Origin of the sequence: Micromonospora sp. NBC_01699, assembly GCF_036250065.1 — a bacterium.
Lineage (GTDB): Bacteria > Actinomycetota > Actinomycetes > Mycobacteriales > Micromonosporaceae > Micromonospora_G.
In genome coordinates this window covers 2,164,046-2,177,856 of sequence record NZ_CP109199.1, presented here as the reverse complement: position 1 = coordinate 2,177,856, position 13,811 = coordinate 2,164,046, and the positions used below count along the sequence as shown (strand labels likewise).

General features: G+C 69.3%; 13 protein-coding genes. 6 read left to right on the top strand and 7 right to left on the bottom strand.

Going from position 1 to position 13,811, the window contains the following annotated elements:
- Positions 1 to 2: 2 nt before the first annotated feature.
- The 5 genes from OG792_RS09815 to OG792_RS09795 form a co-directional block, all read right to left on the bottom strand.
- Positions 3 to 716, bottom strand: coding sequence for a DUF6182 family protein (locus OG792_RS09815; protein WP_329108936.1), 714 nt, complete (start codon positions 714 to 716; stop codon positions 3 to 5).
- Positions 713 to 1,366 carry a hypothetical protein gene (locus OG792_RS09810; RefSeq protein WP_329108935.1) on the bottom strand — a complete coding sequence of 218 codons (654 nt, stop codon included), beginning with the start codon at positions 1,364 to 1,366 and terminating at the stop codon, positions 713 to 715. Before OG792_RS09810 ends, OG792_RS09815 begins: the two co-directional genes overlap by 4 nt.
- Positions 1,363 to 2,271: a hypothetical protein gene (locus OG792_RS09805; protein ID WP_329108933.1), complete on the bottom strand. Its 909-nt coding sequence runs from the start codon at positions 2,269 to 2,271 to the stop codon at positions 1,363 to 1,365. The genes OG792_RS09810 and OG792_RS09805 overlap by 4 nt, the downstream gene beginning before the upstream one ends.
- Positions 2,268 to 5,060: a PEP/pyruvate-binding domain-containing protein gene (locus tag OG792_RS09800; RefSeq protein WP_329108932.1), complete on the bottom strand. Its 2,793-nt coding sequence runs from the start codon at positions 5,058 to 5,060 to the stop codon at positions 2,268 to 2,270. Before OG792_RS09800 ends, OG792_RS09805 begins: the two co-directional genes overlap by 4 nt.
- A 534-nt stretch (positions 5,061 to 5,594) precedes the next feature.
- On the bottom strand, positions 5,595 to 6,053 hold the full coding sequence (locus OG792_RS09795; RefSeq protein ID WP_329108931.1) for an XRE family transcriptional regulator: 459 nt from the start codon (positions 6,051 to 6,053) through the stop codon (positions 5,595 to 5,597).
- Positions 6,054 to 6,261: 208 nt separating this feature from the next.
- Here OG792_RS09795 and OG792_RS09790 point away from each other — a divergent pair, with 208 nt between their 5' ends.
- Both OG792_RS09790 and OG792_RS09785 read left to right on the top strand, forming a co-directional pair.
- Positions 6,262 to 6,672, top strand: a complete 411-nt coding sequence (locus OG792_RS09790; RefSeq protein WP_329108929.1) for a helix-turn-helix domain-containing protein — start codon at positions 6,262 to 6,264, stop codon at positions 6,670 to 6,672.
- A 518-nt stretch (positions 6,673 to 7,190) separates the two neighbouring features.
- Positions 7,191 to 7,523, top strand: coding sequence for a hypothetical protein (locus OG792_RS09785; RefSeq protein WP_329108928.1), 333 nt, complete (start codon positions 7,191 to 7,193; stop codon positions 7,521 to 7,523).
- 23 nt (positions 7,524 to 7,546) lie between these two features.
- Here the strand turns inward: OG792_RS09785 and OG792_RS09780 are convergent, their stop codons facing one another.
- Entirely contained in the window at positions 7,547 to 8,170 is a 624-nt protein-coding gene (locus tag OG792_RS09780) for a TetR/AcrR family transcriptional regulator (RefSeq protein WP_329108927.1), read from the bottom strand.
- A 141-nt stretch (positions 8,171 to 8,311) separates the two neighbouring features.
- Here OG792_RS09780 and OG792_RS09775 point away from each other — a divergent pair, with 141 nt between their 5' ends.
- Complete coding sequence (locus OG792_RS09775; RefSeq protein WP_329108926.1) at positions 8,312 to 9,523, top strand: DUF418 domain-containing protein; 1,212 nt, start codon at positions 8,312 to 8,314, stop codon at positions 9,521 to 9,523.
- A gap of 6 nt (positions 9,524 to 9,529) precedes the next feature.
- On the opposite strand, the gene OG792_RS09770 is transcribed toward OG792_RS09775, so the two are convergent.
- Positions 9,530 to 9,895 carry a VOC family protein gene (locus tag OG792_RS09770; RefSeq protein ID WP_329108925.1) on the bottom strand — a complete coding sequence of 122 codons (366 nt, stop codon included), beginning with the start codon at positions 9,893 to 9,895 and terminating at the stop codon, positions 9,530 to 9,532.
- 311 nt (positions 9,896 to 10,206) lie between these two features.
- Between OG792_RS09770 and OG792_RS09765 the strand changes: the two genes are divergently transcribed.
- From OG792_RS09765 to OG792_RS09755, 3 genes are read left to right on the top strand one after another with little or no spacing between them, the layout of a single operon-like run.
- The gene (locus OG792_RS09765) at positions 10,207 to 11,631 is read left to right on the top strand and encodes a family 2B encapsulin nanocompartment shell protein (RefSeq protein ID WP_329108924.1); all 1,425 of its coding nucleotides are present in this window, start codon (positions 10,207 to 10,209) and stop codon (positions 11,629 to 11,631) included.
- Complete coding sequence (locus OG792_RS09760; protein WP_329108923.1) at positions 11,632 to 12,813, top strand: family 2 encapsulin nanocompartment cargo protein terpene cyclase; 1,182 nt, start codon at positions 11,632 to 11,634, stop codon at positions 12,811 to 12,813. It abuts the gene before it with no gap.
- Positions 12,814 to 12,818: 5 nt separating this feature from the next.
- A complete protein-coding gene (locus OG792_RS09755; RefSeq protein ID WP_329108922.1) occupies positions 12,819 to 13,730 on the top strand; it encodes a geranyl diphosphate 2-C-methyltransferase in 912 nt (303 codons plus the stop codon).
- The last annotated feature ends 81 nt before the right edge of the window (positions 13,731 to 13,811 follow it).

Sequence of the window (13,811 nt, the reverse complement as noted above, 5' to 3'; positions counted from 1 at the left end):
ACTCATCGCTGTGCTGGCGAGGACAACCAGGTAAAGAGACGCAGCGTCGTGGGATCGTCGTGCCCGAAGTGAACCCGGGCGTAGGCCGGGGTCTCCTCGGCCGTACGGGCGTCGAAGTCCATCCGGTGGACCAGGCGCAGCGGCTCCTCCGGCCGCAACAGCCCGAGCAGCACCGATTCGGCCAGGGTGTGGTGCAGGTGCACGAGATACTCGGCGAGGGTCAGGTCCCGGACGGCGACCTGCAACTCGCGGTGGTCGCCGTACCCGGGCCGGTTGCCGGCATCCCGGTCGGTGGGCGGGAACGTGAGGGCCGACGGCATCTTCGGCAGCACCCCGGACACCGGCTTGAGCAGCCGGCTCATTCCGGGCAACCGGGTGGACGGGAAGGGGCCGAGCCAGGCCGCGCTCTCCCCCGGGGCGACGACGCGTGCCGGTGTCCGCCGGGCCACGTTGCCCGGGTTGCCGAAGAGGAAACGGGTTCTGGTCCAGGAACGCCGCCAGGCGTCGGCCTCGTCGTCGGTGAGGCCGGCCGCGAAGGTACGCGCCCCGTCGACCAGGTCGGTCATGTCCACCGCGCGCAACAGCACCAGCACCGTCGTCTCGGCCGTCTCCGCCGCCTCGGCCACCGTGGTCCCCGCCCAGGTGGCCCGCGCCTCCAGCAGCTCGGCCAGCCGCTCCTGGGACGGTGGCCGGGGCAGGATCGTGGTCCGGTTCATCGCGCCACCGCCATCTCTACGGCCGCCAGGACCGCCGTCACGACGGCGTCCGGGGCGGCTGATCCGTCGATGATCTCCACTGGAACGTCCCCCACCTCGGCCAGGACCGCCGCCCGCAGGTCGGACTGGAGACGGATGAAGTTCGCCTCGTTGGGCGTGTCGCCGTGGTGTTCGAAGGGGTTGACCCTGGCACCGTGGAAGCTGCGCGCCCAGGCCACCTCGGGTGGTACGTCGGTGTAGAGCACACCCCGGGGGCGGGGGAACGAGCGCCAGTAGTCGAACGTCGGCGAGTGCTCCACCCCGAGCAGCCGACACTTCGCGAGCAGCTTGTAGTAGTAGGAGTCGACGATCACCGGCTTCGTACCGGCCGAGCGGGTCAGTTCGTCTCGCAGGTGCAGCACTATCGGGTGCAGGGCGGCGAGCACGAGTTCCGACGAGTAGCGGGTGCCGGCGCTGACGAAGGCGTCCGCGATCCAGTGCTGCCGCAGCCGGCGGATCAGTGGATAACGTTCGAGGTACTGGTCGTCGTAGGAGACGACCCGCCAACCGTGGTCGTTGTGTAATCGGTCCAGAACGGTCGACTTGCCGGCGAAGTCCGGGCCGAGCAGCGTCCAGAACTCGGGTACCCGGGCTTCCTGATGAGTGTTCACACGGATGCTCCCTTCGTCAGCCAGCCCACCGCCAGGAAGCTGGCGTACATGACCGGGATGTAGGCGAGCGTGGGTGCGACCGGCCAGCGGGTGGCACCGCTGGCGAAGCGCACCGCCGCGACGGCCGGCAGCGCCAGTGGCGCCAGTACCAGCCAGCCCCAGCCGTACCCGGCGGCGTCGGGCTGCCACGGCCGCAGTGCCACCAGCACGATCGCGGTGGCGATCGCGGCCGAGGCGAACGCGGCGGCGGAGGTCACCGACGGGCCGAACACGGTGGCGTAGGTCCGCTCCCCGGGCCGGGGGCGGCGGGTGGCCTTGCGGCCGAACTCCAGGCAGAGCGCGCCGAACGTGACCGCGACGACGGCCATCAGCCCGACGACGCTGACCCGCTGCTGCTCGGCGCGGAGGAACGCCGCGTACACGTACAGGCTCAGCAACGTCTGGATCGGCAGGTTCACGGCGAGGTGCAGCACCAGCCGGTCGCCCGGTGGCCAGCCCGCGTACCGGTCCAGCGCGATCACCAGCACCGCGTAGCCGAGCTGTCCGGCCAGCGCGAGCAGCACCACTTCGCGACCGGCGTTGAGCAGGAGCAGCAGGGCGATGCCCGAGCCGACGAGGGCGACCAGGTCGCGTTCGCTCACCACCCCGCTGGGCAGCGGGCGGCCAGGGTTGTGCTCGCGGTCGTAGTCCTGGTCGCGGATGTCGTCCAGGGCACGCAGCAGCAGCATGTCGATCACCAGCGTGCCGGCGGTGAGGGCGAGCCCGAGGTCGGGCCGCCACCGCTGCACGCCGCCGGTGACGCAGGCGAACAGCGCGGTCAGCCCGACGGCCCAGAAGATCATGAACGGCAGGTGGAAGGTCGGCTTGTACGCCGCCACCACGTACCGCCCCCAGCGTCCGATCACGACTCGCCGTCCAGGATCCGCACCGTGCCGGCGGCGCCGTCGACCTCCAGGAGGGTGTCGTCGGTGATCAGGGCGGTGGCGTCGGGTACCGCCACGACCGTCGGGATGCCGAGCAGCCGGCCGGTGATGGCGGTGTGCGACAGCATCGTGCCCCGCTCCACCACCAGCGCCTTCGCCGACATCATCAGGTACAGCCAGCCCGGGTCGGTCTCGCGGGCCACGAGGATCCGGTCGCGGCACGCGTCGGCCGTCACCGACGGATCGAGTACGACCTTCGCCCTGCCCCGTACCGTGCCGGAGCTGGACGCGAGTCCGGTGAGCACGATCGGCTCCCCGGCGACCCGGCCGGCAGCGGCGTCGCCGCCCTGCGCCGCCAGCCGCGCTCCGGTGACCTCGATGGTCTCCCGCAACCGCGACAGGGCGACCGCCAGCGGCAGGTCCGAATCGGTCGTCACCCGGGCCGGCAGCGGCTCGGCGGCCTCCCAGCGCACCCGTTCGGCGGCCCGTACGGCGGCCAGCGCCCGCAGGTCGGCGCCGGGCAGCGTACCGTCGAACGCCCCGAGCACCTCCTCGACGGTCAGGTCGAGAACGTCCCGGGGCCGGTCGAGGCGCCCGGTCGCGGCGAGTTCCGCGCCGAGGCGCAGCAGCAGCGCCCGGGTGTCGCCGAAGAGCTGGGTACGGCAGAACCGGGTGTCCTCGCGGAAGCGCATCAGCACCCGCAGGGCGCCGAACAGCCCGCCCAGCACGGCCCGCTTCACCGGGTTGCGGCAGTGCTCGCGCAGGTCCCGTTCCGCCTGTTGCCGGGTCTCACGCCCGACCGCGCGGCTCGCCTCGACGGTGAGCCCCTGCTCCAGGAACGCGCGTACGGTGTGCAGCACCGTCCACGGCTGGTCCCGCGGTGTCGTCGCCTCGATCTTGAGGTCGTGCAGCCCCCGGTCCCCGTACGTCTGCACGTGCTCGCGCAGCGCGGCGCCGAACCGCGCGGTCCGGTCGTCGCCCGACTGGTCGCGGGCCTGGTCACCGCCGGTCAGTCGCTCCCACAGCTCCTCCGGGTCCGGGTCGGCCAGCACGGTGGCGCGCAGTTGGGGCGTCGCGGCGGCGGTCGCGGCCAGCGCCACCACCGAGTGCAGCGCCTGGGCCGAGCGGTTGTCCGGCCCGCCGACCAGCATCCCGTTGAGCAGGCTCCGGTCCGCGTTCGGCAGCCACCTGCGGAACAGCGTGTTGGTCGCCCAGGCCGCCGTGAACAGGAAGACGCCGTTGACCAGGGTCACACCCCACTGCCGGCCCACGTGTGTCCACAGTGTTCGGTACGCCTGGACCGCCTCGTGCGGGCGCATCGACGCCGCGTCGGCCAGGCTCGGGTGGTAACCGTCCCACCAGCGCAGGAACCGGCGGACCCGCCACGGGTGCACGGCCAGCCGGGCCACGATCTCGGCGACGTGGAAGAACCCGGCCAGCCGCGACGGTGGCCGGCGGTCGGGGTCCGCGCGCTCGGCCAGCCCCAGCGACTGCTCCCAGGTCGACCAGAGCGGCCGGAAGCAGCGCATCTGCCCGTGCAGGTGGTACCAGGCGTCGAGCTGGTAGTAGATCCGCCCGTCCAGGTGTCCGACCATCCGGGCCAGCAGCGGCGCGTTGCGGCGCAGGGTCCGGGCGGGTACGCCCATCCGGCGGTACAGGTCGGTGAAGCCCACCTCGTACAGTTCCCGGGCCACGGAGTACGTCAGCGCGCCGCTGACCCCGGGAAAGCTCTCGGTGACGTTGTTGTTGTCCCACACGATCGGCGGTCCACCCGCGGTCTCCGGACGTCCCCGCGTCGCCCGGCCGGCCGTGACGACCGGCCTGGCCTGGACCAGGTGGATCGTGCCGTCCTCGGTGAACGTGCCCTCGATGTCCTGCGCGGCACCGAACCGCTCCTCGACGCGCAGCGCCAGGGCGGTCACCTCGCGTACCTGGTCGTCGGTGAGCACCGGCAGGCCGGCGAGCCGCTCGTCGACCGGCACCGCAACCGGGCCGTCGCCGGGGCGGGTCGGGTCCCAGCCGACCGCCCGGGACTTGACACCGGTGTGCGCCTCGATCACACCCGACGCGCGGTCGACGAAGAAGTGGTCCACGTCGGCCTTCTCCTGCACCACCCCCTCGCCGATGCCGTAGGCCGCCGCGACCACGCAGCGCGCCGAGCCGTCGCGGGGGTCACGGGTGAAGGCGACGAACGAGCGGGTACCCATGGCCATCCGCTGGATGCCCACGGCCACCCGCGCGGCGAACGGGGGCAGCCCGCGCCGGGCCCGGTACGCCACCGCCTCCGGATTGAAGCCCGAGGCCCAGCAGTCGACGACACGCTCGGTGAGGTCGTCGCGTCCTATATATAGAAAGCTGTCACTGAGTCCGGCGAACGGGTCGTCGGCCGAATCCTCTCCCGTGTCCGCCTGGCCGGCGGACGGCACCACGCAGGCGCGTACGGCGAGCAGGCCGTCGGGTCCGGCGAGTTGGTCGAACCGGTCCGCCAGCGCGCGGCGCAACTCCGGCGGCGCTCCCCCGGCCCGTACCCGATGGCGCAGTTCCTCGGCCCGGCCGATCAGGTCCGGGGTCGACGCGGTTCCCGCGACCGCCGTCCCCGCGACCGCCGGATCGGCCAGGGTCGTACCGACGACGTGGTCGAACACCGACGCGGGCACGCACACCAGCGGTGGTACCGGAAACCCCGCACGCGCCAGCACGACCTGCTTCGCGAACTTGTTCCCCACCTTCTCCGGGTCGACCAGGTCCGGGCCGTCTTCGACCACCCACATCACGTCGCTCCCTCGCCGAGAGTGGGCGAGGGAGCGATGTGTCTAGCGCAAAGATGCTCGATTGGCGTGTCCATCACGCGCTAGCTTGCACGGCATGCTGCCGTCGCTCATCTTTAATCTTGCTCAGTTCAAGGCCAATTCGATCTCGCTTTGTTAACGGCGAATCAGGCCGTCGTTCACCCTCCGTAAATGCCATTCCGGCGAGCCGGACCAACCGGTACGCGACGTGTCATCGCAGGTCGGAACCCCTCGACACGGACCCGACGAGAGCCGCCGACACGGTCCGATGGTGATCATCTCGACTCGCGTCCGATAACGATCATCGGGACGGCGAGCAGCACGGTTCCCACGGTTCCGGGAGCACCGGGCCGCCTCGCCGAACACGACCGCCGACAGCAGCGAGCCGGTCAACGGTTCGAGCAACGCGGCCGTGCTGGCGCCGACGGCCCGCCATTCGGAAGCACAGTGCGTACGCGAGTGCCGGTCGGCCCCGTACCGAGCGCGACCGGCAATCCGACCGCGCTCGGCGTACGTTCAGCCGGCCGCCTCGTCGGTGGTGCTCCGGGTCCGCCGGGGGCTGATCGATTCGGCCCGGTCGGCGAGCATGGTCAGCATCTCCCGGATGACCGCCTTCTGGGCGGACGATACGTTGGGGTCGGCGAGCGCGCGGAGGATGGTCCGGACCTCGGGTGGCAGCGGCAACTCGGGGGTTGCTACCGGCGCGCTGGCCCCACCGATGCCGAGTGCTTTCCAGGCGGGGTCGACGTCGACCTGGAGGCCGACCGCGAACGCCTCGACGCGCCTCACCTCGGGCAGTTCCTTCCAGTCGCCGATGCGCCAGCGGTGGAATGTGGACGTGCCGACGCCGGTTGCCTTGGCGATCTGCCGATCGGTCAGGCCGCGGTCGCGTGCGGCTTCGAGGGTGCGTTGGACCCAGGCGCCGAAGCGGGCGCGTGCGACTGCGACGGAGACGGGTTTCGGTGCTGCTGCCACGGTGTCAAGGTAAGTCCCGATCTTGGGCCTATTGTCCCGTGGACGGGTCCAATGCCACGGTCGACGTCGACCCTCCCCGAGGATCCGCCGAACGGGTCGGTGTCCTGCGCTGTGCTGCACGTGTTACGCGGCAGGACACAGAGAGTGCGCCGAAAACAGCCGAACGTACTAGTGCGTTCCCGTGGTCAGGAACATGTACGGTGATCCCATGCATGGGAACACACACTCTTGCAGTCCTGTCTCCGGGACCACGGACGAACAGATCGCCTACACGGTGAAGCACGCCGCGAAGGTCATGGACCTCGGCGAGCGGACCATCTGGTCGCTGGTCGGCTCGGGCGAGATCGAGTCGTTCAAGGTCGGCGACTCCCGTCGGATCAGCCGTGACGCGCTGCTCGCCTACGTCCAGAAGCAACACGAGGAGGCGAAGGCGGCAGCCCGGGAACTCGTCAACCGTTCCGCATCACCCGGTCGAGCACCTCATCGTTACCCGTCAGGGGAAGGCTCCACAAACCTTCGCGAGATCGCCGCAGCACCGGGGCCCTGGCCGGTGACCGTGGAAGCGAGGTCCGCGTCGATTGCACGAGAAATACGGACCAAGCGCCTTTCATCGGAATGAACCCGGCTGTATCACTACGGCGCAAGTCGGATTCCTTCTTACATAACTGATATGCGACGTCGTTCGGCCCGACCCAGAGGAGCGGGCGAGGCTTCCCATTCGGGACCAAATCGGACTAAACATGCACCAAAGGCGCGGGATTGAAACGACAAAAACGCACACGGTGTCCGACGACTTACGGCGATCGGCTTGAGCAGCGCAACCTCACACCCGGGTCCGTCGTTCCAAGATTGCTTACAAGCGATTTAGGAGCGAAACTTGCAGGACTTCGGGTCGCAATCGAATTCGATCGTCGAGAGAACGGTGGCGCTTCTTGAAGCATCATACGGGTTCACCTTGCGGTACGCGTCACCGGACGAGCCGCCGGCTCCACTGCCCAAGCTCTACTGCCCATGCGGAAGGCATTCCCGCTTTGTTTCCTTTATGCCACCCAAGCCAAAAGATTACGTGAGGGACCTTTTGGAATGGGCATTCCTTCTGCGCTGTTGGCGCGATCTCGAAAAGGAGTATAGGGCGACATGCGGGTACGGATCACTCTTCGGGCCGTGGTCCGGGACCATGGGGGACGACATCCATCGCCTTCCCTCCTCGATAAACAGGCGGCGCACTTCATGGAAGAATTGCACAAACTCGAGAGCGAACGCCCCGAGGTCTACAACAGCACGGTCTCGGTTGACCTCGACGAAGGCACGCTCGCCATTGAGGCGACCCTGGAAGCAGGCGACACCTACCCGATAGTCGACATCCTCCTGTCGATAATCCAGCGAGCGGAAGGTGTCGAGGCCGGTTTCGAAAATCCCGCCCTACTCGGCGACTGGTCCGGAAGAAAGCTCCACCTGGCGCACGCATAGCAGGATCACCACGCCGGGGCAGGTCACCGTTCGCGGCCGGGCACGACACCCACCGCCGGCAGGATGGCCTGATCGACAATGTCGGCGAGCAGTTGCTCGTCGGGTAGTTCTCCGCTGTCCAGACTGTGCTTGAACACCAGGGCCTCGCCGATGTCGCTCACCACCGCGGTGACGAGCTTCGGGTCGAGCCGGCCCTGTTCGGCGTAGTGACGCAGGACGGTGCGGGTGAAGGTGCCACCCCGCGCGTCGAAGACGTCGGCGTACAGCGCCCGCACGAGGTCGGGGTGGCGGTGACGCTCGGTCAGGATCGCCAGGACGGCGGTTGCCGCGGGCTTGTTCATCCAGGCGACGAGTTGCCGCAGTGCGACGATGAGGTCGCCGCGAAGATCGTCGGCGCCCGGTGACGGCACCTCCTCCGGGTGTGCTTCGCGGAGCGCGTCCAGCAGCAGTTCCCCCGGCGATGACCAGCGCCGGTACAGCGACGTCTTGGCGGTCGCCGCGCGTTTGGCGATGCCCTCCATGGTGAGTCCGCCGACGCCGACCTCGGCCACCTCGGCGAGTACCGCCGCGTGGATCGCCTGGACCAGATCGTCCCCACGTCGCCGGGAACGTCCTCGGGTCGCGGCCTGCTGCCGTATCTCGCTCATGACGACCTCACCTCAAGAAACGCTTGCGTATCTTATGCCCATGAGATTAGCTACGCATGCGTAGCTAACCGACCGGGTGCCTGTCGGCCCCTGGATTCTGCCGCGCGTCTGACGATCCCGCCGCCAAGAAATGGGTGTCCCGTGGCCAGTAGCCTCGCCGCGCCCACCGTCCCGCTCGTTCCGGTCGGTGGCGCCACCGGGCCCGCCGACCGATCACTCGCCCCCGACCTCGCCCGCGGTGCGATGCTGCTGCTCATCGCACTGGCCCATGCCCACATGTACCTCTACGGCCAACCGACGGGCTTTCGGGGTTACGCCCTCGACGGTGGACCGGTCGACCGGCTGGTCGCCGGCCTTCAGGTACTTCTCGTCGACGGTCGCGCACTGCCGATGTTCGCCGCCCTCTTCGGCTACGGACTGGTCCAGCTGGCCAACCGGCGGCTCACCGCCGGTGCCGAGCCGACCGAGGTACGCGGCCTGTTGCGCCGACGTAGCCGCTGGCTGCTCGCGTTCGGCTTCGTCCACGCCCTGCTGCTGTTCTTCGGCGACATCCTGGCCACCTACGGACTGCTGGGCCTGGTGCTGGCGGGGATGTCCCGGGCCCGCGACCGCACCCTGCTCCTGGTCGCCGGGCTCTGGACCATCGTGTTCGCCGGGCTCGCCACGGTGCCCGCACTCGGAATCGTCGCGAACGGATCCCCACCGCTGCCGACCAGCGCCGACTCCCCGCTCGAAGCGGTCGGCCTGCGGCTGGTCACCTGGGCGCTCCTCGCGCCGATGCTCGCCCTGGACGTCGTCACACCGTTCCTGATCGGCATGTGGGCCGCCCGGCGTCGACTGCTGGACGCACCCGGCCGGCACCGGTTGCTACTGACCCGAATCGCCGTGCTCGGCATCGTCATCGCGGCCGTCGGCGGTGCCCCGCTCGCGCTGATCGACGCGTCGATCTGGACCGACTGGACACCCGGTGGAGCGGTGCCGGCGTACGCCCTGCACAGCGTGACCGGCATCGCCGGTGGGCTCGGCTACGCCGCGCTGGCCGGCCTCGTCGCACACCATCGCGGCGCAGCGCCGGGACGGGTGATCGTCGCGCTCGCCGCCTGTGGGCGACGGTCGCTGACCTGCTACCTGCTCCAGTCGGTGGCATTCGTCGCGCTCTTCGCGCCGTACGCCGGTGGGCTCGGCGGACGACTCGGCGACGCGGGCGCTTCGGCGGTGGCGGCCATCACCTGGTTGGCCACCGTGCTGCTGGCCGACCTGATGCGCAGGAAAGCGTGGCCCGGCCCGGCCGAGCGGCTGCTACGCCGACTCACCTACGGGCCGCAGCCTCCGTCGCGACTCTCGAATGCCTGACGGGAGTCAGTGGCGCTCGGCGGCGCTGCGCAGCATGCAGAACTCGTTGCCCTCCGGGTCGGCCAGTACGGCCCACCCCGTACCGTCGGGCCGCCGACGGTCATCCACCATCGTCGCGCCCAGGCCGAGCACCCGTTCCACCTCGCCGTCGCGAGACCGCTCCGGTTCGAGGCAGACGTGCAGCCGGTTCTTGACCGTCTTGGGCTCGGGCACCTCGGCGAAGTACAGCGTCGGCCCCTCCGGCATCTCGACGACGACCTCCTCGTCGCCGGGCTTGTCGTCCTCGGCCAACCGCCTACCGACCACGGCGCCCCAGAACGATCCCAGTTCGTAGGCGTTACGGCAGTCGAAGACGATGTTCTGCAAGCGCATGGCAGGAACGTTATCGCCCCGCGAGCGGCCACGCAGCCCGGTGGTGGTTGGCCGGTGCCGGCCCGTGAACCACATGACTCATCTCATACTCACGTTCAGCCACAGTATCGACACAACGAGTTAACACGTACTCCGACCTCGAATGACAGGCTGACCGTCGATCCAGCCAATACATTCCGCTAACAGACAAACACATTCTGTTGCTGGGAAATGGCTCGCAGACACCCGGAACCGGCACCCGATCGTGTGCTCTTCGGCCCGGGTGCTGCTCGTTCACTGTCGGCAACCCGTACAGCCTTGGGAGTTGACGCATGTCCAGTCCACTCACGACCGGGTTGGCAGCCAGCGAAGGAGAGACGCAGCTCAGTCTGAGCACCGCGGCTGCCCGGAACCTGGCGACCACCACCAAGTCCACACCGCAGATGCAGGAAATCAGTTCCCGGTGGCTGCTGCGCATGCTGCCCTGGGTCCAGGTTTCCAGCGGCACATACCGGGTGAACCGGCGGCTCGTGTACCGGATCGGAGACGGCCGCGTCTCCTTCACCAACACCGGTTCCGACGTCCAGGTGATACCGAACGAACTCGGCGAACTCGCACTGCTGCGCGACTTCGACGACGGGTCCGTCCTGCGCGCCCTCGCCGACCGCTTCACCCGACAGGACTACGAGGCCGGTCAGGCCATCACCGTGGCCGGCTCCGCCGCCGACCAGCTCCACCTGATCGTCCACGGCAAGGTACGCAAGGACGGCGTCGGGGCGTACGGCGATCCGGTCCAGGTCGGGGTCCTGGCCGACGGCGAGTTCTTCGGTGACCAGGCCCTACTCGAACCGGAGGCGACCTGGGAGCACACCGCCAGGGCGATGACGGCGGTGACCACGCTGGCGCTGCCCAGGCAGGCGTTCGACGAACTGCTCGCCAACTCGCCCACGCTGCGGGAACACGTCGAGCGGTTCCGGATCAAGGCCGCCCTGCCGCAGAACAAGCACGGCGAAGCCGAGATCGGACTCGCGTCCGGGCACAACGGCGAGCCGGTGCTGCCCGGTACGTTCGTCGACTACGAACTCTCGCCCCGCGAGTACGAGCTGGCCGCGGTGCAGACCGTGCTGCGGGTGCACACCCGGGTGGCGGATCTCTACAACGAGCCGATGAACCAGCTCGAACAGCAGCTGCGGTTGACCATCGAGGCGGTACGCGAGCGCCAGGAACACGAGCTGGTCAACAACCGCGACTTCGGTCTGTTGCACAACGCCGACTACCGGCAGCGGATCCACACCCGGACCGGCCCGCCGACCCCCGACGACCTCGACGAACTGCTCTCCAAGCGACGTAGCACGAAACTCCTGCTGGCCCACCCCAGGGCGATCGCCGCGTTCAGCCGGGAGTGCACCAGGCGGGGCATCTACCCCGATCCGGTGGAGGTCGACGGCCACCGGGTGCCGGCCTGGCGGGGGGTGCCGATGTTCCCCTGCGGCAAGATCCCGATCACCGACGCGCACACCACCTCGATCCTGGCGATGCGTACCGGCGAGCAGGACCAGGGCGTCATCGGCCTGCACCAGACCGGGATTCCGGACGAGTACCAGCCCAGCCTCTCCGTACGGTTCATGGGCGTCAACGAGCAGGCCGTCATGTCGTACCTGGTGAGCGCGTACTTCTCGGCGGCGGTGCTGGTGCCCGACGCGCTCGGCGTCCTGGACGACGTGCAGCTGTCGCACTACGGGGACCAGGAGCGTTAGGTGCCCGCGTTGTCCCCGACAACCACGGAGACGGTCACCGACACCCTGGTCGGCCTGGTCGCCGCGATCCTGTCGGACACCGGGCGAGCCCCCGCCGCGCAACTGTCGAGGGTGACCACGGCAACGGCGGCCCTGGACCGGGTCGTCAAGCCGACCGGCCTGGGCACGGCCGCGTTCCAAATCGGACGGCCGGCGCCGGATCGGCGGCCGGACGACGACTCGGTACCGGAGCTGTTCTGCCCCGGGCCGCTGCGCGACGACCCGGCCCTCGGCGAGGAGGTCAACGAACGGGTCGTCGAATGGGCCGGGCAGGTCGGCATCTACGACGGCCAGCTCGACCGGCTCCGGGCGTACAACTTCGGCCGCCTGATCATGCTCGCCCATCCCGCGACCAGCGACCCCGACCGGCTGCTCGCGGCGACCAAGTGCGTGGTCGCGGAGTGGGCGACCGACGACTACGTGGTGGACGAGGTCTCCCTGGGTGCCGACCCGGCCGTGGTCGGTTCCCGGCTGGCCAAGCTGCACGCCGTGGTCGACCCGGCCCGGTTACCGGCCAGGTACGCCCCCGAGCTCGACCGGTACCGGGCGGACGAGCCGATCGCCACCGCCTTCCGCACCTCGATGGAGCACCTCGCCCGCTACACGTCGACGGCGCAGATGGGCCGGTTCCAGCATCAGATGGGCATCCTGTTCGTCGCCTGGAACCAGGAGGCGGACTGGCACGTCAACGGGCGCACCCCGCCGGTCTGGGAGTACCTGGTGCAACGGCACCTGAACAGCTTCCTGCCGCCGATGATCCTGGTCGATCCGGTCGCCGGTTACGAACTGTCACCCGACGAGTTCTTCGACCCCCGGGTACGCCGTGCGTTCACCACGGCGGGACTCGCGAACGTACTGCTCAACGACATCCACTCCGGCGCGCACGAGTCGGACACCGATTTCAACCTGCCCAGGGTGATCTCCATCGAGGAGGGGTGCTCCCTCCGGGAGGCGCTCATCCGCACCGTGGAGATCCACAACGAACTGATGCACGCGTTCGTGGCCGAGGCCGCGACGCTCAGCCTGCTCGGCTCACCGACTCTGCGCCGCTTCCTGGCCGACACCTGGGCCTGGCTCGGCGGCAGCCGCGAATGGCACGCGACCACCGCCCGCTACCACGGCGGGGCAACCACAAGGAGCTGACACCCATGACCACGGAAACGTCCAATACGGCCACGACCACGGCCACCGGTATGTCCGCAGCCACCGGTACGGCCACGGCCTCGGTGCTGCGTACGCCGTACCAGCGGTCCGTAGCGGCGTACTGGAACATCAACCGGAACGACCCGGTCAACCTGCGGCTCGGGGAGATCGACGGGCTCTACCACCACCACTACGGGATCGGCGAGGTGGACCCGTCCGTACTGGTCGGTCCGGCCGAGACCCGCGACGAGCGGATCATCGCGGAGCTGCACCGGCTGGAGACGGCGCAGGCGAACCTGCTGCTCGACCACCTCGGCGACATCTCGCCGACGGACCTGCTGCTGGACGCCGGGTCCGGTCGCGGTGGCACCAGCCTCATGGCCCACCAGCGGTTCGGCTGCCGGGTCGACGGGGTGACCATCTCGGAGTACCAGGTCGGGTTCGCCAACGAGCAGGCCGCCGCCCACGGGGTGAGCGACCAGGTCAGGTTCCACTTCCGCAACATGCTCGGCACCGGCTTCGAGACCGGATCCCGCCAGGGGATCTGGACCAACGAGACGACCATGTACGTCGACCTGTTCGAACTGTTCGGGGAATTCAGCCGACTGCTGCCGTTCGGCGGCCGATACGTGTGCATCACCGGCTGCTTCAACGACATCACCGGTGGCCGGTCGAAGGCGGTGAGCCGGATCGACGAGCACTACACCTGCAACATCCACCGCAGGAGCGATTACTTCCGGGCGCTCGCCGCCAACCGGCTGGCACCGATCAACGTCTTCGACCTGACCGACGCGACGATTCCGTACTGGGAGTTGCGGGCCGAGTCGTCGGTCGCGACCGGGATCGAGGAGGCGTTCCTGAACGCCTACCGGGAAGGCTCCTTCCACTACCTGCTGATAGTCGCCGATCGGATCTGACCTCGACCCGTTCTCGGACCCCTGCACAGTGCCGGTGGGGGTGGCCCCGAACCGGACCACCCACACCGCCGGCCCCCGTGG